The following is a 19,609-nucleotide window of genomic DNA, read 5'->3' as shown; positions in this document are numbered from 1 at the left end:
CGGAGGCGCTGCGCTCGGCGTCGCGCTCGGCGCCGATGGCCTCGCGCAGCTGCGCCTCCGCCTGGGCCAGCGCGTCGCCGGCCACGGCCTTGCGCTCCTCGGCCTCGGCGATCGACTGGCTCATCTCGTCGCGCTTGGCGGCCAGCTCGGCGGGCGCGGCGGAGGCGCTCTGAAGCTCTGCTTCCGCCGCCGCCTTGCGCTCTTCAAGCTCGTCCGAGCGGGTGCGCGCGGTCTCGAGCCGGTGGCGCCAGCCCGAGAGCTCCTTGGTGACCTGCTGGCTGCGCGCCTTGCGCGCGTCGCCCTCGCGGCGCAGCTCGTCATGGGCCGAGCGGCGGGTCATCATCGTCATGCGCGCCGCTTCGACGGTCATCTTGATGTCTTCGGCCTCGGCGCGGGCAGTCTCGAGATCGTCCAGCTCCTCGAGCGCGCGCTCGGCCTCGAGCAGCTGCTTGCGTGCGCCGGTGGCCTCGTCCTCGTGGCGGGTCACCGTCATCGCGAGGCTCTCGAGCTTGCCCTCGGCGAGGTTGCGGTCGGCCTCGGCGCGGTTCATCGCGCGGGTGCTCTCGTTGAGCTGCTGGTCGGCCTCGCGCCGCGCCTCGCGCGCCGCCTTGTCGGCGCGGGTCAGCTCCGCCAGCCGCATCACCAGCGCCTCGTGGGCGGTGCGCATGCCCTCGACGCGCGCCTCGGCAGCCGCCATCTCCTGCTTGAGTTCTTCGAGCCGGTTGAGCTGCTCGAGCCGCAGCGCCGCCGCCGAGGGCGCATCCTCGGCCCAGGCGCGGTAGCCGTCCCAGCGCCAGAGGTCGCCCTCGGGGCTGACGAGGCGCTGACCGGGCTTCAGCAGCGGCTGCAGACGCGCGCCGTCATCGGAATCGACGAGGCCGATCTGGCCCATACGTCGCTCGAGCACCTCGGGCACCGAGACGTGGTTGGTCAGCGCGGTGACGCCGGGCGGCAAGGGCTGGTCGCCATCGTAGGGCGGCAGCACGGTCCAGCCGGTGGGGCCGTCGGCATCGACCTCGGGGGCGCGCAGATCGTCGGCCAGCGCCGCGCCGAGCGCCTTCTCGAAGCCCTGCTGCACCTGCAGACGGTCGAGGATCTGGCCGCCCTCGGCGGTGTCGCGGTCGAGCAGGCGGGCCAGCGCGGTGACCTCGGCGCGCAGGGCGTTGAACTCGCCCTCCGCCTCGGAGCGCTCGGCCCGCGCCTCAGCCTCGCGCGACTGCGCGTCGGCGCGCGCCTCGTCGGCATCGGCGAGCAGGGTCTCGCAGCGTTCGGCCATGTGCTGCGCCTCCTGGGCGCGAGCGCGGGCCCCGCTGACGCGATCGGTGGACTCCTCCAGCGTCTCTTTGGCGGAGGCCACGGCCTCGCGGGCGCGGCCCGCCTCGCCCTCGTGGCGCTCGAGCATGCGGCGGGCATCCGCGAGAAAGCGCTGCGCCGACTGGTGGCGGGCCGCGAGCCGGGCGACATCCTCGGTGTATTGCGTGAGATCCGCCTCGCGCTCCTGCAGCATGGCGGAGGCCTCGCTGGCGGCCTCGGCGGCCTCGGCGACGCGCGCGTCATGGCCCTGCCCGGCCTTCTCGAGCTCACGCGCCTCCCATTCGAGCCGCTCGATGGTTTCGCCGGCGTCGCGGTTGAGACCGGCCTCGCGCTCCATGTCGCGGCGCATCTGTTCGATGCGGCGGGTCAGCGCGGCGATGGTCTCGGCGGCCTGCCGCTCCTGGTCGGCCAGCGCGTCGCGCTGCACGCCGAGGCGTTGCAGGATCGCCACGGCGATGGCCTCTTCTTCGCGCAAGGCCGGCAGCGCCTCCTCGCGCTCGGCCCGCAGCTTGGCGGCGGCGCGGGCGGTGCCCTCGGCCTGCGCCGCGGCGGTGACGCGCTCGCGATGCTCGGCCTCGGCCTTCATGCGGGCCTCGTCGGCTTCCTTCCAGCGACGGTAGAGCAGCAGCCCCTCGGCGCGCCGCAGGTCGGTGCCGATGGCGCGGTAGCGCGCCGCCTGCTTGGCCTGCCGCTCGAGCTGCGACAGCTGCGCGGCGAGCTGCTCGATCACGTCGTCGACGCGCAGCAGGTTGGCCTCGGTGCCGTTGAGCTTCAGCTCCGCCTCGTGGCGGCGCTGGTAGAGACCCGAGATGCCGGCGGCCTCCTCGAGGATGCGGCGGCGGTTCTTGGGCTTGGCGTTGATCAGCTCGGAGATCTGGCCCTGCCGCACCAGCGCCGGCGAATGCGCGCCGGTGGAGGCGTCGGCGAAAAGCATCTGCACGTCGCGGGCGCGCACGTCCTTGCCGTTGGTCTTGTAGGCGGAACCCACGTCGCGGGTGATGCGACGGACGATCTCGAGCTGGTCGCTCTCGTTGAAGCCGGCGGGGGCGAGCCGGTCGGAATTGTCGATGGTCAGGCAGACCTCGGCGAAGTTGCGCGCCGGGCGCGAGGAGGCGCCGGCGAAGATCACGTCCTCCATGCCCGAGCCGCGCATCGCCTTGGCGCGGGTCTCGCCCATCACCCAGCGCAGCGCCTCGAGCAGGTTCGACTTGCCGCAGCCGTTCGGCCCGACGACGCCGGTCAGCCCCTCGGAAATGACGAGATCGGTAGGGTCGACGAAGCTCTTGAAGCCGGTGAGTCTGAGGCGGGAAAATCGCAAGTCTGGCTGCCCTGATTCCTGATTATCGGGTATTTTCGCTGTCCGGCCGGGGGCGAGTCAAACGCTTTGCGCTGCATATCGCGGAGAGCTGCTCATTATCCACAAGATATTGCGCAGTTACCGTGAAAACGAGTTCTTGACGAATGACGTGTTAGCGCTTTTCATCATCGCGCCTGCGAGGAGCTGCCCCATGCCTCTAGCCATCCGACCGATCTCGCCCCGCGACCCGCGCGCGAGGGCCCTTCTGACCGAAAGCCACGCGCTGATGAACGCGTTATTTCCGCCGGAAGAGAACCATTATCTCGACATCGACGCGCTCTGTGCCGAGGGCATTACCTTCTATGGCGCCGAAGCGGAAGAGGGGGGCGACCTGCTCGGCTGCGCGGCGCTGGCCCGGCGCGACGGCTATGGCGAGGTGAAGTCGATGTTCGTGGCTCCGGTGGCGCGCGGCATTGGCGTGGCCCGGCGTCTGCTGGGCCATATCGAGCGCGCCGCACTGGCCGAGGGCCTGCCGATGCTGCGGCTCGAGACCGGCGACAAGCTGGCTGCGGCGGTGTCGCTCTACGAAGGATCGGGCTTCACCCGGCGCCCGCCCTTCGGCGCCTACGAGGAAAGCCCATCGAGCCTCTTCTACGAGAAATCCGTGGCCGAACCCGCGCGCCGCTGATCCTCTCTCGCCTCTCGTCTCCAGCCCGCTCCCGGCAGAGCGCCGCTAATACCCCTGACACTCAAGCTCCGCGCTACCGCCGAGCCCGGCGCTGGCGTAGCCGCTGAAGATCGCGCAGGAGATCCTGCCGCGACGCGGCTGTTTCGGTGCGGGCGCGCCACCGCAGGACAGGCCCATCAGCAAGACCGACGGATCTCCGATGACCCAGTCCGGCTCGCACCCGGTCTGCAGGAAGGCCGCCTTCTGCGCGCGCTCGGAGATCGGGCCGAAGCGCGCCGGGACCTCCATGCTGATGCGAGTCGCCTCGACCATTCCGCCCTTGACCCGAAGCAGGAAACGCGAGCCCTCGACCTCGACCCGCTGCGCCGGAAGACCGCGGAAGCCGGGGCCGCCGCTGTTGCAGGCGGCGAGCGCCAGAAGCGCCGGAACCATGACCCATTTCATGGCCCAGCATAGGCCTGCGCGGGTTAATCGCGCCTTAACGCCGACGCGCGATCCCCACCGCCAAACCTTTTGACATTCTATTTTCAGAATGTATTATACATTCCATAAAGCGAATTTATTGGAGGCCGTCATGGCACGCACGCTTGCACGACCCGCAGACACCTACTCGCCGACCTACTTCCTCGCGTCGCTGGGCGCGGGCGGCACGGCGGTGTCGTTCTTCATGTACCTGATGTTCTGGGTGCCCCACCCCGGGCAGGCCGTCCCGGTGTTCGAGGACATCGCCGCCGCATGGGCCAAGGGGCACCTCCCCACGCAGGTGGCGATCGTGGTCGCCATGCTGGGCATCGCCGTCTTCGCGGTGCTCAACATCAAGTCTCTGATCTGGAACCTGCGCAGCTTCTCGGCCTTCAAGGCCAGCCCCGCCTGGCAGGAGATGAAGACCTCCAACACCGAAAGCTCGGTACTCGCCCTGCCCCTGGCGCTTGCCATGACGGTGAACGTGGGCTTCATCCTCGGCCTCGTCTTCGTGCCCGGGCTGTGGTCGGTGGTCGAGTACCTCTTCCCCGCCGCGATGGTCGCCTTTGCGCTGATCGGCGTGCTCGCCTTCCGGCAGCTCGGCGCCTTCCTCGGCCGGGTGCTGTCGAAGGGCGGCATCTTCGATGTCACCGCGCACAACTCCTTTGCCCAGCTGCTGCCCGCCTTCGCCATCGCCATGGTCGCCGTGGGCTTCGCCGCCCCCGCCGCCATGAGCAGCAACCCGGTGACCGTGGGCACCGCGCTGGTGCTGTCGACCTTCCTCGGCGTGACCGCGATGATCTACACCGTGATGGCCGCCGTCACCGCGCTGAGCTCGATGCTGCACTATGGCACCGCGCGCGAGGCCGGCCCGACGCTGCTGATCATCGTCCCGATCATGACGGTGCTCGGCATCATGTTCCTGCGTCAGGCACACGGGCTGCACACCACCTTCGAGGCGCATGGCAATGCCGGCGAAACGCTGGTTTTCCTCGCCCGGATGCTCTCGGTCCAGGTCGTGTTCCTGCTGCTGGGTCTCACCGTGCTGCGCGCGCAGGGCTACTTCCGGGACTTCGTGCTCGGCCCCCGGACCTCACCCGGCTCCTACGCTCTGGTCTGCCCGGCGGTGGCGCTTTCGGTGATGCTGCAATTCTTCATCAACAAGGGGCTCGTGGCCTCGGGCATGGTGGACAAGTTCAGCCTCGCCTTCTGGGGTCTGACCGCCGTCGCGCTGATCGCGCAGGCCATCGCGGTCTGGCTGGTGCTGCGGCTCAACCGCCAGCATTTCGGACGCCGCGAGGAGATCGCCGTGCCGGCGGAATGATCCCCGCCCCGCCACGCGCGAAGCGGCACGCAAGGCCGGAGGACCACCTCCGGCCTTTTGCGTCGGCGCAGCGCCATCCCGATCTCGAAGAAGCGACAAAAAAGCGGGAGCGTCATGGATCGACGCTCCCGCCAGTTGAACCCCGGGACGCAGGCGGTGCATCCACCGGGGCGGCAATTCCGTTCGCTCAGCTCATCGCGCAGCACTTCGGGCCCGCCCCCACGGGGACAGCGGCTCTGGCGTCTCGATGACGAGCAGGGGGACGACTGGGCAGACCTGTCACGGCCTCCCGGACAGCTTCGGTGCGCATCCGGACAAACCGGCGCACCCGTTCCGGGCCGCGCCCCACCGGGCACGGTGCACGATAACCATCGCGTTCATGACAACACTGCTCCACTCGTGGCCGCCGGTTTTTATCAGGTGGCGGCCTTTATTTTCTGGTACCTGACTACCGCAGCCAATCGCCCGCCACCAGAGCCTATCGCCCCCGCGACAACCGCGACCCCGCCACGGCGGCCCGCCTGTTGTCGAAAATCAACACACCTCCCGCGCCCTCCATCCGCCTCGGAATCACCCGACAAGCTTCACAAAGCAAAGGAATAAAGGACCCGCGCGCCTTGACATCGCAGCGCCGCGACCGAGGTTGCGCGAGAGGGGCTGTGCACGGGCAAACAGTTTCGTCGCTTGCCCCGCCCCGCTGGACCTCGCATTACCCATGCGTGATGATAAGACCACAGATGCGACACGAGGAGAGACCGCGTGCGAGAGGCAACGGCGACACGGCAAGAGGGCACGGCATGAGCCAGATCCCGCAGAGCTTCGATCCCGCCGGAGCCGATCCCCGCGCCTTCCGCAACGCGCTGGGGCAGTTCGTGACCGGGGTCACCGTGGTGACCTGCGCCACCCATGACGGTCCGATCGGCATCACCGCAAACAGCTTCGCCAGCGTCTCGCTCGATCCGCCTCTGGTGCTGTGGTCGCCGGCGAAGGACTCCCAACGCTACCCGTTCTTCATGGCCACCGAGCGCTTCGCAATTCACGTGCTGCGCCGCGATCAGGGCGCCATCTGCCGCGGCTTCGCGCGCTCGGCGGATGCGTTTGACGTGGCCGAGTGGCGCGAGAGCCCGGAGGGCGTGCCGCTGATCGAAGGCTGTCTCGCACGGTTTGAATGCAGCACCGAGGCGCAGCACGATGCGGGCGATCATTCCATCGTGGTGGGGCGGGTGCTGCGGGTGACCACCCAGCCCGGCGAGCCGCTGATCTTTGCCGCCGGCGTGTTCGGCGCCTTCACACCGGACTGATCCTGCCTGATCCTGCCTGATCCGGACGGATCGGCCTAGCAGGCCTTGAGCAGCTGCCGGATGACCGGCTGCTTCTTGGGCTTGTCGGCCAGCGACAGTAGCATCTCGGCCAGCTCCGGCTCCTGCACGCGCTTGGCGGCGGCCTTGGGGGTGAACCAGTGGCGGGTGCGCTGGTTGCGCTCTTTCCAGCGGCGCTTCAGCTTGTCGACGATCATCGGGTAGACATCGACCCGGCAGCGCAGGCTGGTGCCATCGTCGAGCCCCTTGTCATAGTGGAAGCTGCCGATGATCTCCTTGCCGATATGACCGACGGCCCCGGCCTCTTCGAGCGCCTCGATCTCGGCCGCGGCCCAGGGCTTCTTGCCGTCCATCAGCCAGCCCTTGGGCATCACCCAACGCCCGGTATCCCGTGACGTGACCATGAGAACCTGAAGATTGCCCTTCTTGTCCCAATGCATTGGAAGGGCGCCGATCTGCTCGCCTATTTGGGTCATCCGACTCCGTTATGCTGCCCGGGGCTGTTCTATCAAAATAGCTGCCCTTACCGGATAAAGTATGACGTTTGCGTGAAATAGCGACGCTTATCTTCACGACTGGCGCCAAAGCCCCCCGCAAACTGACGAAAATGTCTCGCCCCAGCCCCGGCCACGCTCCGGCAGCGTGCCGCGAGGGCCGAATTCGGTTTCCCCTTCTTTGCGATGCGGTCTAGTGTCCGCGCGTCGAAGATTGCCTCGCGAGGAAGCGAAATGACCGAATACGCCGGACGCCTGCGGCTGGGCGTCAACATCGACCACGTCGCCACCGTGCGCAACGCCCGAGGCAGCGCCTACCCCTGCCCGCTGCGCGCCGCAAAGCTCGCGGAAGAGGCCGGCGCCGACGGCATCACCGCCCACCTGCGTGAGGATCGCCGGCACATCTCGGATGCCGATATCGACGGGCTGATGGAGACGCTGTCGCTGCCGCTCAACCTCGAGATGGCGGCCACCGAGGAGATGCAGGCCATCGCGCTGCGCCACAAGCCGCACGCGGTCTGCATCGTGCCCGAGAAGCGCGAGGAGCGCACCACCGAGGGCGGGCTCGAGGTCGCGAAAGACGAGAACCGGCTGGCGCATTTCATCGAGCCGCTGCGCGAAGCGGGCTGCCGGGTGTCGCTGTTCATCGGCGCCGACAAGCCGCAGGTCGAGGCGGCGGCGCGGATCGGCGCGGCGGTGGTCGAGCTGCACACCGGCGCCTATTGCGATTATCACGCCGAGGGCCGGCTCGCCGAGCGCGACGCCGAGCTCGAGCGCCTGCGCGAGATGACCGCCTTCGCCCATTCGCTGGGGCTCGAGGTCCATGCCGGCCACGGGCTGACCTACGAGACGGTGCAGCCCATCGCCGCCTTCCCCGAGCTGATCGAGCTGAACATCGGGCATTTCCTGATCGGCGAGGCCCTGTTCCGCGGCCTCGCGCCGGCCATCGAGGAGATGCGCCGCCTGATGGACGACGCCCGCGCATGACGCCCACAGAGGCCGAGCGCAAGACGCTCGACGCGGTGATCGACGCCGCGCTCGCGCGCTTCACCCCCGGCGACGGCCCGGTCTTCACCGCCGCCGTGCTGCGCGGCGACGAGGTTCTGGCGCTCACGGCCAACGAGGTCTCGGCGCGCTGCGATGCCTCGCGCCACGCCGAGATCACAGCCATCGAGGCCGCCAGTCGCGAGCTGGGGCAGACCAAGCTGGAGGGCTGCACCCTTATCGCCTCGATGCAGCCCTGCGAGATGTGCCTCGCAGCGATGCGCTGGGCCGGGATCGACCGGCTGGTCTTTGCCATGACGCAGGAGCTGGCACCGGATTTCTTCCAGTTCCCGAGCCTCACCATCGACGATTACGCCCGCGCCTGCGATCATGCCTTCGAATGGCATGGCGGGCTTGGCGCGGAGCGGCTCAGCGATGTCTACCGGGGCACGGCATGATCCTCGGCATCGGCACAGACCTCGCCAATATCGAGCGCATCGAGCGCACGCTCGAGCGCTTTGGCGACCGCTTCCGCAACCGCGTCTTCACCGAGACCGAGCAGGCAAAGGCCGAGCGCCGCAAGGACACCGCCGGCACCTATGCCAAGCGCTGGGCCGCCAAGGAGGCGTGTTCCAAGGCGCTAGGTACCGGGCTGCGGATGGGGATCGGGTGGAAGGAGATGGCGGTCACCAACCTGACCACCGGCCAGCCGGTGATGGAGGTGACGGGCTGGGCGAAGGAGCGTCTCGACAGCATGACCCCGCCGGGACACGAGGCGATCATTCACGTCACCCTGACCGACGATCACCCCTGGGCGCAGGCCTTCGTGGTGATCGAGGCGCGCCCGGTCCAGAGTTGAAGATCCAGAGCTAATACGCGGCTGGGACGCGCCCTATCGGGCGCGTCCCGAGGGGCCTCAGCCCCGGATGATGCGGTTGACGTGACCCATCTTGCGGCCGGCCTTCACGGCCTCCTTGCCGTAGAGGTGGATCGCGGTGTCGGGCTCGGTCGCCAGCTCGGGCAGCTTGTCGAGATCGTCGCCGATCAGGTTCTCCATCTGCACGTCGGCAAAGCGGCTGCCATCGCCCAGCGGCCAGTTGGCCACGGCGCGGATGTGCTGCTCGAACTGGTCGATGGTGCAGCCGTTCTGGGTCCAGTGGCCGGAATTGTGCACCCGCGGGGCGATCTCGTTCACCAGAAGGCCCTGCGGCGTCACGAAGAGCTCGACCCCCATCACGCCCACGTAGTTCAGCGCGTTGAGGATCCTGGCCGCCAGCAGCACCGCGTCGGTGCGCTGCGCCTGCGACAGCCGCGCCGGGACGGTGGTGGTGCGCAGGATGCCCTCGCTGTGGATGTTCTCGCCCGGATCGAAGCAGGCCACCGAGCCATCGGCGCTGCGCGCCGCGATCACCGAGACCTCGCAGGAGAACTCGACGAAGCCCTCGAGGATCGCCGGCGCGCCACGCATCTCCTCGAGCGCCGCCGCCGCGTCCTCGGGCGCGTTGATCCGTGCCTGCCCCTTGCCGTCATAGCCGAAGCGGCGGGTCTTGAGGATCGACGGCGTCCCGATGATCTCGAGCGCCTGCGCGAGGCTGTCGGCATCGGTGATGTCGGCAAACGGCGCGGTCTTGAGGCCGAGATCGGTGAGGAAGGTCTTTTCCGTCAGCCGGTCCTGAGACACCCGCAGCGCCTCGCGGCCCGGGCGGATCGGGCGCAGCGCCTGCAGTGTGTCGAGCGCCGCCGTGGGGATGTTCTCGAACTCGTAGGTGATGACGTCGACCGAAGCGGCAAAGGCCTCAAGCGCGGCGGTGTCCTCGTAGGGCGCCGTCGTCACCGCGTCGGCCACGTGGCCGGCGGGCGGAGCCTCGCCGGGCTCGTAGATGTGGCAGCGCAGGCCCAGGCGGCTGGCCGCGACCGAGAGCATGCGGCCCAGCTGTCCGCCGCCGAGAATGCCGATGGTGGCGCCCTGTCGAAGTGGTTCGGTCATGTCAGCCTCCGGAATCGTGGTCTTGCGCCGCTTCTTGCGCGAAACGCCGCCGCTGACAAGCCGGGCCTGCGGATCAGTCGCGCACCGGCTCGTCGGGGATCGAGGCCGAGAGCGCCGCGCGCCACGCATCCAGACGCTCGGCCAGCGCCGGATCCTGTAGCGCCAGGATGCCCGCCGCCATCAGCCCGGCATTGGCCGCACCGGCGCCGCCGATGGCCATGGTGCCGACCGGAAAGCCGCGCGGCATCTGCAGGATCGAGTAGAGGCTGTCGACGCCGGACAGCGCCTTGGTCTGCACCGGTACGCCGATCACCGGCACGCGGGTCTTCGACGCCATCATGCCCGGCAGGTGCGCGGCACCGCCGGCGCCCGCGATGATCACCTGAAGGCCGCGCCCGGCGGCCTCCTTGCCATAGGCCCAGAGCCGGTCCGGGGTGCGGTGGGCCGAGACGATCTTGACCTCGTAGGCCACGCCCAGCTCGTCGAGCATCCGCGCCGCCTCTTCCATCGTCGGCCAGTCCGACTGACTGCCCATGATGATGCCGACCTTGACCGTGTCTTCCGCCATATCCTGCCCTGACCTCTCGCAAAAAGAGCCCGCACTATAGCGGCTGGCCGCCCCGTGTCCATGCGTCAGGGGCGGCCGGTTTTTGGCACCTTAGTCGCCGATCTTGTCCTGCGTGCGGGTCTCGAAATCCGACGCCGCGTGCCGCTCGCGCAGCTGCTGGCTGGGCTCGCCGCTCATCGCGTTGACCATGCGGCCGCGCTGCACCGCCGGGCGCGCGCCGATCTCGTCGGCCCAGCGGATGACGTTCTTGTAGCTCTGCACGTCGAGGAACTCGCCCGCATCGTAGGAGCCGCCCTTCACGGTGCGTCCATACCAGGGCCAGATCGCGATATCGGCGATGGTATAGTCGTCGCCGGTGATGAACTTGCGCTCGGCCAGCGCCCGGTCGAGCACGTCGAGCTGGCGCTTCACCTCCATGGCGAAGCGGTCGATCGGGTATTCCATCTTGTAGGGGGCATAGGCGTAGAAATGCCCGAAGCCGCCGCCCAGGTAGGGTGCGCTGCCCATCTGCCAGAACAGCCAGGACAGCACCTCGGCCCGGTTTTCCGGCGCGCCGAGGAAGGCGCCGAACTTCTCGGCCAGGTGCATCAGGATGGCGCCGCTCTCGAACACCCGCACCGGCGTGTCGCCGGAGCGGTCGAGCAGCGCCGGGATCTTGGAGTTGGGGTTGATGTCGACAAAGCCCGAGCCGAACTGGTCGCCATCGCCGATCTTGATCAGCCAGGCATCGTATTCGGCTTCCGTGAAGCCGGCCTCGAGCAGCTCCTCGAACAGGATCGTGACCTTCTGACCGTTCGGCGTGGCGAGGCTGTAGAGCTGGAACGGATGCTCGCCGACCGGCAATTCCTTGTCATGGGTCGGGCCCGCGATGGGACGGTTGAGCGAGGCCCACTTGCCGCCGTTCTCCTTGTCCCAGGTCCAGACCTTGGGCGGGGTATACTCTTCGGTCATCTCTGCGTTTCCCTTGCGCTGTTTGAAGCGCAACGTAACGTCGCAGGCCGGGAATACCAGAGACCCGCCTGTGCGGAGGGGCACAGGCGGGTCGCAGCCGCCTCTCCATGCTGTGATCGCGGGCAGGCCTCGCGTGAGAGACCGTGTTCCTTGTCGCCCTTCCGCCCTATCTATCGCCCATGACAACGCTCCCCGCCCCCCTGCAAGGCTGGTTCGACCGGCGCGGCTGGCAGATCCACCCGCACCAGCGCGAGATGCTCTCGCGCGCCGCCGATCCGTGCCTGCTGCTGATCGCCCCCACCGGGGGCGGCAAGACGCTGGCGGGCTTCCTGCCAACGCTGGCCGAGCTCTCGGAGGCGCCGCGCGAGGGGTTGCACACGCTCTACATCTCGCCGCTCAAGGCGCTGGCCGCCGACATCCGGCGCAACCTGCTGATCCCCATCGAGGAGGCCGGCCTGCCGATCCGCGTCGAGGACCGCACCGGCGACACGCCCTCCTCGCGCAAGCGCCGGCAGCGCGCCGACCCGCCGCAGATCCTGCTGACCACGCCCGAGAGCCTCGCGCTGCTGGCCTCCTACGAGGATGCGCCGCGGATGTTTGCCGGGCTGCAGCGGGTGGTGGTCGACGAGATCCACGCGCTGGCCGAGAGCAAACGGGGAGACCAACTGATGCTGGCGCTGGCGCGGCTGCAGGCGATGTGCCCGGGGCTGCGGCGGGTGGGGCTCTCGGCCACGGTCGAGGATCCTCAGGCCATCGCAAGGCTGCTGGCGCGGCACCCCGATCCCTGCGAGATCCTGCAGGCCGATCCCGGCCCAGAGCCCGACATCTCGATGCTGGTCACCGACGAGGCGCCGCCCTGGTCCGGAGGCGGCGCGGCCTACGCGATCCCGGCGGTGCTCGCGCAGGTCAAACAGCACAGGACCACGCTGATCTTCCACAACACCCGTGCCCAGGCCGAGATCTTCTTTCACAACCTGTGGCTCGCCAACGAGGACGCGCTGCCCATCGGCATCCACCACGGCTCGCTCGACCGCGGCCAGCGCGAGAAGGTCGAGGCGGCGATGGTGCGCGGCGAGCTGCGGGCCATCGTCTGCACCGGCTCGCTCGACCTCGGCATTGACTGGGGCGACGTGGATCTGGTGATCCAGATCGGTGCGCCGAAGAACGTCAAGCGGCTGGTGCAGCGCATCGGGCGGGCCAATCACCGCTACAACGCGCCCTCGAAGGCGCTTCTGGTGCCCGCCAACCGCTTCGAGGTGGTGGAATGCGTCGCCGCGCTCGAGGCGGTGCGCGCGCGCGAGCTCGACGGCGAATGGCGCGGGCGCGGGCCGCGCGACGTTCTGTGCCAGCACATCCTCATCGCCGCTTGCGCCGGGCCGTTCGACGCCGACGCTCTCTATGCCGAGATGACGCAGGCCGGCGCCTATGCCGACCTCAGCCGCGCCGAGTTCGACGCCTGCCTGACCTTCTGCGCCACCGGCGGCTACGCGCTGCGCGCCTATGACCGCTGGCAGCGCCTGCTCCAACGCGAGGACGGGCTCTGGCAGCTGCGCGACCCGCGCTCGGCGGCGCGCATCCGGCAGAATATCGGCACCATACAGGACACCGACACGCTCAAGGTGCGCTGGCGCGGCCGCGGCGGCGCGCCTCTGGGCGAGATCGAAGAGGGCTTCGCCGCCTCGCTGAGCCGCGGCGACACCTTCCTGATCGGCGGCCAAATCGTGCGCTACGAGGGGCTGCGCGAGATGACCGTGGAAGTCTCGCGCGATGCCGCAAGAAAGCCCAAGATCGCCACCTTCAACGGCACCAAGTTCGCCACCTCGACGCAGCTCTCGCAGCGCATCCTGCGGATGTTCGGGCAAGAGTGCTGGCCCGAGCTGCCCGGCCACACCGCCGAGTGGCTGAGCCTGCAGCGCGAGGTCAGCCGCCTGCCCGAGCCGGGCCGCCTGCTGATCGAGAGCTTTCCGCATGACGGGCGCGAGCAGCTCGTGGCCTATGGTTTTGCCGGGCGCAACGCCATGCAGACGCTGGGCCTGCTGCTCACCAAGCGGATGGAGGAAGAGGGGCTGGCGCCAATGGGCTTCGTGGCCTCGGATTACGCGGTGCTGATCTGGGGGCTCGACGCGGTCACCGACCCCAAACCGCTCTTCGACCTCGCAAGGCTCGAGGCCGGGCTCGAAACCTGGCTGCAGGGCAACGCGGTGATGAAGCGCACCTTCCGCGCCTCGGCCACCATCGCGGGGCTCATCGAGCGCAACACCGGCGGCCAGCGCAAGAGCGGGCGGCAGGCGACCATGTCGTCGGATATCCTCTACGACACGCTGGTGAAATACGATCCCGACCATCTGCTGCTGCAGATCACCCGCGAAGAGGCGATGCGCGGGCTGGTCGACTTCAGCCGCATCCGCGAGATGTGCGAACGGGTGGGCGACCGCATCGACCTGCTCAGGCTAAAGCGCGTCTCGCCGCTCTCGGCGCCGCTGTTCCTCGAGCCGGGGCGCATTCCCATCGCCGGGCTGGCTGACGAGCGCCTGCTACAGGAGGAAGTCACCGCGCTGCTCGACGAATCGGGATTGAGGGCCATCGACACTCAATTCGGCGTCTCTTCAGCCGGACCGGAGCGACCCGGGCGGGAATAACCTCCTGTCCGGCAATCCCGAGTTGCCCGAAGCGCGTGCCAGCGGTATCAGCGACTGGGGAGACGAAATCTGAGGCCATGACGCAAGAAAACCGCAAGAACTCCGAGAAACGGCCCGTTCTGCGTGGCTGGTGGGTTGCTCCCGCCCTGCTGCTCGGCCTGCTTCTGTGGTATCTGATCATGAAGGGGCTGGCGGCCCTCTGGCCGCTCCTCCGCGGCTGATCTTGCCTCGGCGCTCTTGCCTCCGGAGAGCCATTCAGCCATTCAGGCCGCGATGGAACAGGCCATGAACACCCTCCCCTTCCGGTTTCGCGACGCCACGCTCGTGGCGCTGCCCTCGGGGGCGCTGCACTGGCCCGACGAGGGGCTTCTGGTGGTCTCCGACCTGCATTTTGGCAAGTCCGCCAGGCTTTCCGCGGTGGGCGGCGCTGCCCTTCCCCCCTACGAGACCCGCGACACGCTGCTGCGGCTCGAGACCGATCTCGAGGCCACTGGCGCGACCCGCGTGATCTGTCTTGGCGACAGTTTCGATGCCGAAGGCGTCGAGGGCGAGCTGCCCGAGGACGACCGGGTCTGGATCACCCGGCTGCAGGCCGGGCGGGACTGGGTGTGGATCGAGGGCAACCACGATCCCGGGCCGGTGGATCTTGGCGGCACGCATCTGGCCGAGCTGCGGCTCGGCGGGCTGGTCTTCCGGCATATCGCCACGCCCGGCGCCGAGGCCGAGGTTTCGGGGCACTACCACCCCAAGGCACGGCTGAAACTGCGCGGGCGGACGCTGTCGCGTGCCTGCTTCCTGTTCGATACGGCGCGGCTCATCCTGCCGGCCTATGGCGCCTATACCGGCGGGCTGCGCAGCGACAGCAAAGCGCTCTGCGCGCTGATGGCCCGCGACGCCCGCGCCATCCTCACCGGTCCGCGCCCCGTCGCCATCCCGATGCCGCGCTGAGGGCTTGCCAAGCCCGTCGCGCCATGGCCCCTTGGCGGCATGGATATCGAGACCCGCATTCGCCAGAGCTTTGAGCGGCAAAGCATGATGACGACCCTCGGCGCGCGGCTCACCGCCGTCACGCCGGGCGCCGTCGAGATCGAGGCCGCGATCACGCCCGAGCTGTCGCAGCAGCACGGCTTTGCCCACGCCGCGCTGGCCTTCGCCATCGGCGACAGTGCGGCGGGCTATTCGGCGCTCACGGTGATGCCGGAAGATCGCGAGGTGGTGACCTCCGAGATGAAGATCCACCTGCTCGCCCCGGCGCGCGGCGAAAAGCTCGTCGCCCGCGGGCGCGTGGTCAAACCCGGGCGGCGGTTGGTGATCGTGACGGCGGATGTGTTTGCGGTGCAGGGCGGGGTCGAGACCCACGCGGCGCTGCTCACCGGGACGATGGTTCCGGTCTGAGCAAGAACGCCGGGGCACGGCAAGCGCCCCGGCGGTCGTATCTGGAGATCAGGCGGTGAGGCCTTCCGGCTCTGCCAACCCGTTGGCACGGCAGCAGGCGGTGACGGTGTTGGCCAGCAGGCAGGCGATAGTCATCGGGCCGACGCCCCCCGGCACCGGGGTGATGGCGCCCGCGACCTCGGCGCAGCTGTCGTAGGCGCAATCGCCCACCAGCCGGGTCTTGCCCTCGCCCTTATCGGGCGCCGGGATGCGGTTGATGCCCACGTCGATCACCGTGGCGCCCGGCTTGATCCAGTCGCCCGGCACCATCTCGGGGCGGCCCACCGCCGCGACCACGATATCGGCGCGTCGCACCACCTCGGGAAGATCCTTGGTGCGCGAATGCGCGATGGTCACGGTGCAGCTCTCGCCGAGCAGAAGCTGCGCCATCGGCTTGCCGACGATGTTCGAGCGCCCGATCACCACCGCGTCGAGCCCCGACAGCGAGCCCAGCTGGTCGCGCAGCATCATCAGGCAGCCCAGCGGCGTGCAGGGCACCATGCTCTTCTGGCCGGTGCCCAGAAGGCCGACATTGGAGATGTGGAAGCCGTCGACATCCTTGGCCGGGTCGATGGCGTTGATCACCGCATCCGCATTCATGTGATCCGGCAGCGGCAGCTGCACGAGGATGCCATGCACCGCCGGGTCGGCGTTGAGCTTGTCGATCAGCGCCAGAAGCTCGGCCTCGGAGATGCTGGCGTCGAGCTTGTGCTCGAAGCTCTGCATGCCGCATTCGACGGTCTGCTTGCCCTTGTTGCGGACATAGACCTGACTGGCCGGATCTTCGCCCACCAGCACCACGGCAAGCCCCGGCGTGATGCCGTGGTCGTCCTTGAGCCGCGCCACATGCGCCGCCACCTTTTCCCGCACCGAGGCCGCGAAGGCCTTGCCGTCGATGATCTTCGCCGTCATGCAGCTCTCCTTCATTCGCGCCCGAGCGCGGCCTGTTCGCGCCGGATCGACCATTCCACAAGTTCGCGCCAGAGCGTCTCGGCAAGGTCTGGATCCCAGCCCCCGGCCTCGGCGTTGCGGCGTGCGTTCCCGATGACCTCCTCGACCCGCGCGTCGATGCGGGCCGGCCAGCCGTTGCCGTCCTTGAGTTCGGCCGCGCGCGAGATCAGCCGGGCGCGGTGCGCCAGCAGCGCGCCGAGCGCGCTGTCGGTGGCGTCCACCTCTTTCCGCAGGTCGATCATGTCACCAAGGGTGTCGGGGTCGCGCATCGGGGCTCTCCAGCAAGGCCGTCACGCCCCTAATGCCGCGATGGCAGCGAATGATCAACGTCCCCAAGCGGCGCATTGATGGCTTGATGCGGCAAAAGCCGTTCCGATAGGCGGCCTCGCGGCGCCGATCAGAACAAGCCTTCGACCTCGCCCGCGTCGTTGAGCCGGATCGCCTCGGCCGCCGGGTGCCGCGGCAGGCCCGGCATCGTCATGATGTCACCGCAAATCGCCACCACGAACCCCGCCCCGGCCGAGAGCCGGACCTCGCGCACCGGCACCACATGGCCCTCGGGCGCGCCGCGCAGGCCGGGATCGGTCGAGAAGGAATACTGCGTCTTGGCCATGCAGACCGGCAGGTGGCCGTAGCCCTGCGCCTCCCACTCCTCGAGCTGGGCGCGGATGCGGGTGTCGGCGGTGACCTCGTGGGCGTGGTAGATGCGCTCGGCCACGCATTCGATCTTGTGCCAGAGCGACATCTCGTCGGGATAGAGCGGGGCAAACTGCGCGTGGCCGGCATCGGCGATCTCGGCCACACGGGTCGCCAGCGCCTCGGTGCCCTTGCCGCCCTCGGCCCAGTGGGTGCAGAGATGCGCCTCGGCCCCCTGCCCCTCGACATAGGCGCGCACGGCGGCGATCTCGGCCTCGCTGTCGCCGGTGAAATGGTTGATCGCCACCACCACCGGCACGCCGAAGCCCTTGAGGTTCTGGATGTGGCGCCCGAGATTGGCGCAGCCTTCGCGCACCGCGGTGACGTTCTCGGCCGCGAGCTCTTCCTTGGCCAGCCCGCCATTCATCTTGAGCGCCCGGATGGTCGCCACCAGCACCACGCAATCGGGATGCAGCCCGGCCTTGCGGCACTTGATGTCGAAGAACTTCTCGGCCCCCAGATCGGCCCCGAAGCCGGCCTCGGTCACCACGTAGTCGGCGAGCTTGAGCGCCGTGCGGGTGGCGATCACCGAGTTGCAGCCATGGGCGATATTGGCGAAGGGCCCGCCATGCACGAAGGCCGGCGTGTGCTCGAGGGTCTGAACGAGGTTGGGCTGCATGGCATCGCGCAGGAGCACCGTCATGGCGCCGTCGGCCTTGATGTCGCGAGCGAAGACCGGCGAGCGGTCGCGGCGATAGGCCACGATCATTTCGCCCAGACGGCGCTGCAGGTCGGCGAGATCGTCGGCAAGGCAGAGGATCGCCATGACCTCGGAGGCCACGGTGATGTCGAAGCCGGTCTCGCGCGGGAAGCCGTTCGCGACGCCGCCGAGCGAGGTCACCGTATGGCGCAGCGCGCGGTCGTTCATGTCGAGCACCCGGCGCCAGACCACGCGGCGCAGGTCGATCTCCTGCTCGTTGCCCCAGTAGATGTGGTTGTCGATCATCGCCGCGAGCAGGTTGTGGGCGCTGGTGATGGCGTGGAAATCGCCGGTGAAATGGAGGTTCATCTCCTCCATCGGCACGATCTGCGCATAGCCGCCGCCGGCGGCCCCGCCCTTCATGCCGAAATTCGGCCCTAGGGAGGCTTCGCGGATGCAGATCGCGGTGCTCTTGCCGATCCGGCTGAGCCCGTCGCCCAAGCCTACGGTGGTGGTGGTCTTGCCCTCGCCCGCGGGCGTCGGGTTGATCGCTGTGACGAGGATCAGCTTGCCGTCCTTGCGGCCCTCGAGTCCGGCGATGAAGTCCTGCGTGACCTTGGCCTTGTCATGGCCATAGGGCAGCAACTGCTCCGGCGGGATGCCCAGCTTGGCGCCGATCTCCTGAATGGGCCGTTTCTCGGCCTCGCGGGCGATCTCGATATCCGGTTTTGCAGCCATGGGCGTCCTCCCCTTCGGTCTTCGCGATGTTTGCGGCAACTGTGCCGTAACGCGGGCGCGGAGAACACCAGGAAATCAGTCGCGTTCAGCGGCTGCGCACCGCCTCGATATGGGCCCAGACACGTTGATCGGGAATGCTGAGCTGCAGCGTCTCGCCAACCGCGAGCCGCCCCGGCCGTTCGACCCAGGCCGTCACCCCGCGCCGCCCCTCGGCGGCGGGCTTGAAGCGGGCGCCAAAGCCGTCGCGTTCCTTTTCGATCTCGCGCCCCGGCAGCACGCAGGGGCGGTTCTCCATGTCGACCGCCAGCGTGGTGCCGTCAGGCCCCTGAAGCCGCGACGAGGGCGGGATATGCGAAAAATCCGGCAGCCCCTCGACCACCATCGACGCCCCGATCCATTCCGGCTCGATCCGTTCGAGCCCCATGCGCTCGGCGATCGCCGCCAGTTCCTCGGCGGAGACGATGGCGAGCTGACGCGCGTTGCGGATCTCGGTGCCGCGCTGGTGCTGCGACAGCACCCGGCTGCAGGACGGCCGGGTCAGCCCCGAATGCCGCTCCCCCACGGCGCCCTCGAAGCGCAGGTCGAGCGCCTCGACCGGCTCGGAGCGCAGCCCGTCGCCCTCGAGCGGGACGCGGCCCAGCCAGAGGATGGTGGCATGGAATTCGGTGGGCTTCAGAGCGGGCATTTAAGCTATCCTCTTGGAAACCTGTCATAAGTGCCCAAAGGCGGGGCGAGCCTCAAGCGCTATGGCACGAATTCACGAATAATTCGCGAAGCAGGTCGATCAGACGGTGAGGGTGAAGAACAGGCGACGGAACGGGAACAGCACGCGGCCGTCGGGCCCGGTCGGATAGGCGCTGCCAATCACCCGCTCATAGGCGGTGATGAGCTGGGCCTGCTCGTCCTCGTTCAGGACCGCCAGCACCGGGCGCGCAAAGGTGGCCTCGGTGAAGCGGCGCACCGGGTGGCCTTCGCCGTCGGGCGCAAGGTCCTGATAATACTCGGTCTCCCAGATCGACACCTGCCCCAGCGGGCTGAGCAGCCGGTGATATTCCGCCGGCAGCATCGCCTCGGGCTGGGCCTCGGGGTCGATGACGATGACGTCGACCCGCCCGCTCGCATC

Annotated in this window: 20 protein-coding genes and 1 pseudogene; 10 read left to right on the top strand and 11 right to left on the bottom strand. The window is 68.7% G+C overall.

Translation table 11 applies throughout. The features are described 5' to 3' along the window. Nucleotides 1–2,632: chromosome segregation SMC family protein (locus AC6RA4_RS11425; protein WP_500160385.1), on the bottom strand; the 2,632-nt coding region annotated here is incomplete at its 3' end. Nucleotides 2,633–2,822: 190 nt separating this feature from the next. On the opposite strand from AC6RA4_RS11425, the gene AC6RA4_RS11420 reads away from it, so the two are divergent. Continuing rightward, the gene (locus tag AC6RA4_RS11420; protein WP_500160384.1) at nucleotides 2,823–3,299 is read left to right on the top strand and encodes a GNAT family N-acetyltransferase; all 477 of its coding nucleotides are present in this window, start codon (nucleotides 2,823–2,825) and stop codon (nucleotides 3,297–3,299) included. Between the two features lie 45 nt (nucleotides 3,300–3,344). Here the strand turns inward: AC6RA4_RS11420 and AC6RA4_RS11415 are convergent, their stop codons facing one another. Then, a complete protein-coding gene (locus tag AC6RA4_RS11415; protein WP_500160382.1) occupies nucleotides 3,345–3,731 on the bottom strand; it encodes a hypothetical protein in 387 nt (128 codons plus the stop codon). Between the two features lie 142 nt (nucleotides 3,732–3,873). Here AC6RA4_RS11415 and AC6RA4_RS11410 point away from each other — a divergent pair, with 142 nt between their 5' ends. Both AC6RA4_RS11410 and AC6RA4_RS11405 read left to right on the top strand, forming a co-directional pair. Beyond that, nucleotides 3,874–5,085, top strand: coding sequence for a TsoY family (seleno)protein (locus AC6RA4_RS11410; RefSeq protein ID WP_500160381.1), 1,212 nt, complete (start codon nucleotides 3,874–3,876; stop codon nucleotides 5,083–5,085). Nucleotides 5,086–5,882: 797 nt separating this feature from the next. After that, the gene (locus AC6RA4_RS11405; RefSeq protein WP_500160379.1) at nucleotides 5,883–6,386 is read left to right on the top strand and encodes a flavin reductase family protein; all 504 of its coding nucleotides are present in this window, start codon (nucleotides 5,883–5,885) and stop codon (nucleotides 6,384–6,386) included. Between the two features lie 35 nt (nucleotides 6,387–6,421). On the opposite strand, the gene AC6RA4_RS11400 is transcribed toward AC6RA4_RS11405, so the two are convergent. Beyond that, nucleotides 6,422–6,880: an NUDIX hydrolase gene (locus AC6RA4_RS11400; RefSeq protein WP_500160378.1), complete on the bottom strand. Its 459-nt coding sequence runs from the start codon at nucleotides 6,878–6,880 to the stop codon at nucleotides 6,422–6,424. 252 nt (nucleotides 6,881–7,132) lie between these two features. Here AC6RA4_RS11400 and AC6RA4_RS11395 point away from each other — a divergent pair, with 252 nt between their 5' ends. Genes AC6RA4_RS11395 through acpS form a run of 3 tightly spaced genes read left to right on the top strand, consistent with a single transcriptional unit; the run spans nucleotide 7,133 to nucleotide 8,741 of the window. Further along, entirely contained in the window at nucleotides 7,133–7,885 is a 753-nt protein-coding gene (locus AC6RA4_RS11395) for a pyridoxine 5'-phosphate synthase (RefSeq protein WP_500160376.1), read from the top strand. Beyond that, on the top strand, nucleotides 7,882–8,340 hold the full coding sequence (locus AC6RA4_RS11390; protein ID WP_500160374.1) for a nucleoside deaminase: 459 nt from the start codon (nucleotides 7,882–7,884) through the stop codon (nucleotides 8,338–8,340). Before AC6RA4_RS11395 ends, AC6RA4_RS11390 begins: the two co-directional genes overlap by 4 nt. Beyond that, nucleotides 8,337–8,741, top strand: a complete 405-nt coding sequence (gene acpS / locus AC6RA4_RS11385) for a holo-ACP synthase (protein WP_500160372.1) — start codon at nucleotides 8,337–8,339, stop codon at nucleotides 8,739–8,741. Before AC6RA4_RS11390 ends, acpS begins: the two co-directional genes overlap by 4 nt. Before the next feature lie 57 nt (nucleotides 8,742–8,798). Here acpS and AC6RA4_RS11380 read toward each other — a convergent pair whose 3' ends face one another. The 3 genes from AC6RA4_RS11380 to yghU all read right to left on the bottom strand — a co-directional run bounded on the left by AC6RA4_RS11380 (nucleotide 8,799) and on the right by yghU (nucleotide 11,388). Further along, nucleotides 8,799–9,869 carry a 5-(carboxyamino)imidazole ribonucleotide synthase gene (locus AC6RA4_RS11380; RefSeq protein ID WP_500160370.1) on the bottom strand — a complete coding sequence of 357 codons (1,071 nt, stop codon included), beginning with the start codon at nucleotides 9,867–9,869 and terminating at the stop codon, nucleotides 8,799–8,801. Nucleotides 9,870–9,942: 73 nt separating this feature from the next. Continuing rightward, nucleotides 9,943–10,437, bottom strand: a complete 495-nt coding sequence (purE, locus tag AC6RA4_RS11375; protein WP_007794314.1) for a 5-(carboxyamino)imidazole ribonucleotide mutase — start codon at nucleotides 10,435–10,437, stop codon at nucleotides 9,943–9,945. Between the two features lie 90 nt (nucleotides 10,438–10,527). Then, nucleotides 10,528–11,388 (bottom strand): glutathione-dependent disulfide-bond oxidoreductase, encoded by an 861-nt coding sequence (gene yghU / locus AC6RA4_RS11370; RefSeq protein ID WP_500160369.1) that lies wholly within the window; start codon nucleotides 11,386–11,388, stop codon nucleotides 10,528–10,530. 179 nt (nucleotides 11,389–11,567) lie between these two features. Between yghU and AC6RA4_RS11365 the strand changes: the two genes are divergently transcribed. From AC6RA4_RS11365 to AC6RA4_RS11350, 4 genes are all read left to right on the top strand, one after another. Continuing rightward, a complete protein-coding gene (locus AC6RA4_RS11365; RefSeq protein WP_500160367.1) occupies nucleotides 11,568–14,027 on the top strand; it encodes a ligase-associated DNA damage response DEXH box helicase in 2,460 nt (819 codons plus the stop codon). A 77-nt stretch (nucleotides 14,028–14,104) separates the two neighbouring features. Continuing rightward, entirely contained in the window at nucleotides 14,105–14,248 is a 144-nt protein-coding gene (locus tag AC6RA4_RS11360) for a hypothetical protein (protein ID WP_500160365.1), read from the top strand. A gap of 64 nt (nucleotides 14,249–14,312) precedes the next feature. Beyond that, complete coding sequence (pdeM, locus tag AC6RA4_RS11355; RefSeq protein ID WP_500160363.1) at nucleotides 14,313–14,975, top strand: ligase-associated DNA damage response endonuclease PdeM; 663 nt, start codon at nucleotides 14,313–14,315, stop codon at nucleotides 14,973–14,975. A 39-nt stretch (nucleotides 14,976–15,014) separates the two neighbouring features. Next, nucleotides 15,015–15,422, top strand: coding sequence for a PaaI family thioesterase (locus AC6RA4_RS11350; RefSeq protein WP_500160361.1), 408 nt, complete (start codon nucleotides 15,015–15,017; stop codon nucleotides 15,420–15,422). 48 nt (nucleotides 15,423–15,470) lie between these two features. Here AC6RA4_RS11350 and folD read toward each other — a convergent pair whose 3' ends face one another. From folD to AC6RA4_RS11325, 5 genes and pseudogenes are all read right to left on the bottom strand, one after another. Continuing rightward, on the bottom strand, nucleotides 15,471–16,373 hold the full coding sequence (gene folD, locus AC6RA4_RS11345; protein WP_500160360.1) for a bifunctional methylenetetrahydrofolate dehydrogenase/methenyltetrahydrofolate cyclohydrolase FolD: 903 nt from the start codon (nucleotides 16,371–16,373) through the stop codon (nucleotides 15,471–15,473). A gap of 11 nt (nucleotides 16,374–16,384) precedes the next feature. Further along, on the bottom strand, nucleotides 16,385–16,681 hold the full coding sequence (locus tag AC6RA4_RS11340; RefSeq protein ID WP_500160358.1) for a chorismate mutase: 297 nt from the start codon (nucleotides 16,679–16,681) through the stop codon (nucleotides 16,385–16,387). Between the two features lie 128 nt (nucleotides 16,682–16,809). Next, complete coding sequence (locus tag AC6RA4_RS11335) at nucleotides 16,810–18,486, bottom strand: formate--tetrahydrofolate ligase (protein ID WP_500160356.1); 1,677 nt, start codon at nucleotides 18,484–18,486, stop codon at nucleotides 16,810–16,812. An 85-nt stretch (nucleotides 18,487–18,571) separates the two neighbouring features. Further along, the gene (locus tag AC6RA4_RS11330; RefSeq protein ID WP_500160354.1) at nucleotides 18,572–19,171 is read right to left on the bottom strand and encodes an MOSC domain-containing protein; all 600 of its coding nucleotides are present in this window, start codon (nucleotides 19,169–19,171) and stop codon (nucleotides 18,572–18,574) included. A gap of 99 nt (nucleotides 19,172–19,270) precedes the next feature. After that, nucleotides 19,271–19,609: pseudogene (locus AC6RA4_RS11325) on the bottom strand (methyltransferase domain-containing protein); the annotation flags it as partial.

This window comes from Salipiger sp. (assembly GCF_059781815.1).
Note: the sequence above shows the minus strand (reverse complement) of the source record. Positions and strands in the feature narration are given on the sequence as shown.

Bases quoted from the DNA above. Each gene is read 5' to 3' on its own strand.
- AC6RA4_RS11340 (WP_500160358.1), bottom strand. From the start codon at position 16,681: ATGCGCGACCCCGACACCCTTGGTGACATGATCGACCTGCGGAAAGAG.
- purE (WP_007794314.1), bottom strand. From the start codon at position 10,437: ATGGCGGAAGACACGGTCAAGGTCGGCATCATCATGGGCAGTCAGTCG.
- yghU (WP_500160369.1), bottom strand. From the start codon at position 11,388: ATGACCGAAGAGTATACCCCGCCCAAGGTCTGGACCTGGGACAAGGAG.
- AC6RA4_RS11335 (WP_500160356.1), bottom strand. From the start codon at position 18,486: ATGGCTGCAAAACCGGATATCGAGATCGCCCGCGAGGCCGAGAAACGG.
- AC6RA4_RS11350 (WP_500160361.1), top strand. From the start codon at position 15,015: ATGGATATCGAGACCCGCATTCGCCAGAGCTTTGAGCGGCAAAGCATG.
- AC6RA4_RS11395 (WP_500160376.1), top strand. From the start codon at position 7,133: ATGACCGAATACGCCGGACGCCTGCGGCTGGGCGTCAACATCGACCAC.
- acpS (WP_500160372.1), top strand. From the start codon at position 8,337: ATGATCCTCGGCATCGGCACAGACCTCGCCAATATCGAGCGCATCGAG.
- AC6RA4_RS11360 (WP_500160365.1), top strand. From the start codon at position 14,105: ATGACGCAAGAAAACCGCAAGAACTCCGAGAAACGGCCCGTTCTGCGT.
- AC6RA4_RS11365 (WP_500160367.1), top strand. From the start codon at position 11,568: ATGACAACGCTCCCCGCCCCCCTGCAAGGCTGGTTCGACCGGCGCGGC.
- AC6RA4_RS11380 (WP_500160370.1), bottom strand. From the start codon at position 9,869: ATGACCGAACCACTTCGACAGGGCGCCACCATCGGCATTCTCGGCGGC.
- AC6RA4_RS11405 (WP_500160379.1), top strand. From the start codon at position 5,883: ATGAGCCAGATCCCGCAGAGCTTCGATCCCGCCGGAGCCGATCCCCGC.
- pdeM (WP_500160363.1), top strand. From the start codon at position 14,313: ATGAACACCCTCCCCTTCCGGTTTCGCGACGCCACGCTCGTGGCGCTG.
- AC6RA4_RS11420 (WP_500160384.1), top strand. From the start codon at position 2,823: ATGCCTCTAGCCATCCGACCGATCTCGCCCCGCGACCCGCGCGCGAGG.
- AC6RA4_RS11410 (WP_500160381.1), top strand. From the start codon at position 3,874: ATGGCACGCACGCTTGCACGACCCGCAGACACCTACTCGCCGACCTAC.
- AC6RA4_RS11330 (WP_500160354.1), bottom strand. From the start codon at position 19,171: ATGCCCGCTCTGAAGCCCACCGAATTCCATGCCACCATCCTCTGGCTG.
- folD (WP_500160360.1), bottom strand. From the start codon at position 16,373: ATGACGGCGAAGATCATCGACGGCAAGGCCTTCGCGGCCTCGGTGCGG.
- AC6RA4_RS11415 (WP_500160382.1), bottom strand. From the start codon at position 3,731: ATGGTTCCGGCGCTTCTGGCGCTCGCCGCCTGCAACAGCGGCGGCCCC.
- AC6RA4_RS11390 (WP_500160374.1), top strand. From the start codon at position 7,882: ATGACGCCCACAGAGGCCGAGCGCAAGACGCTCGACGCGGTGATCGAC.
- AC6RA4_RS11400 (WP_500160378.1), bottom strand. From the start codon at position 6,880: ATGACCCAAATAGGCGAGCAGATCGGCGCCCTTCCAATGCATTGGGAC.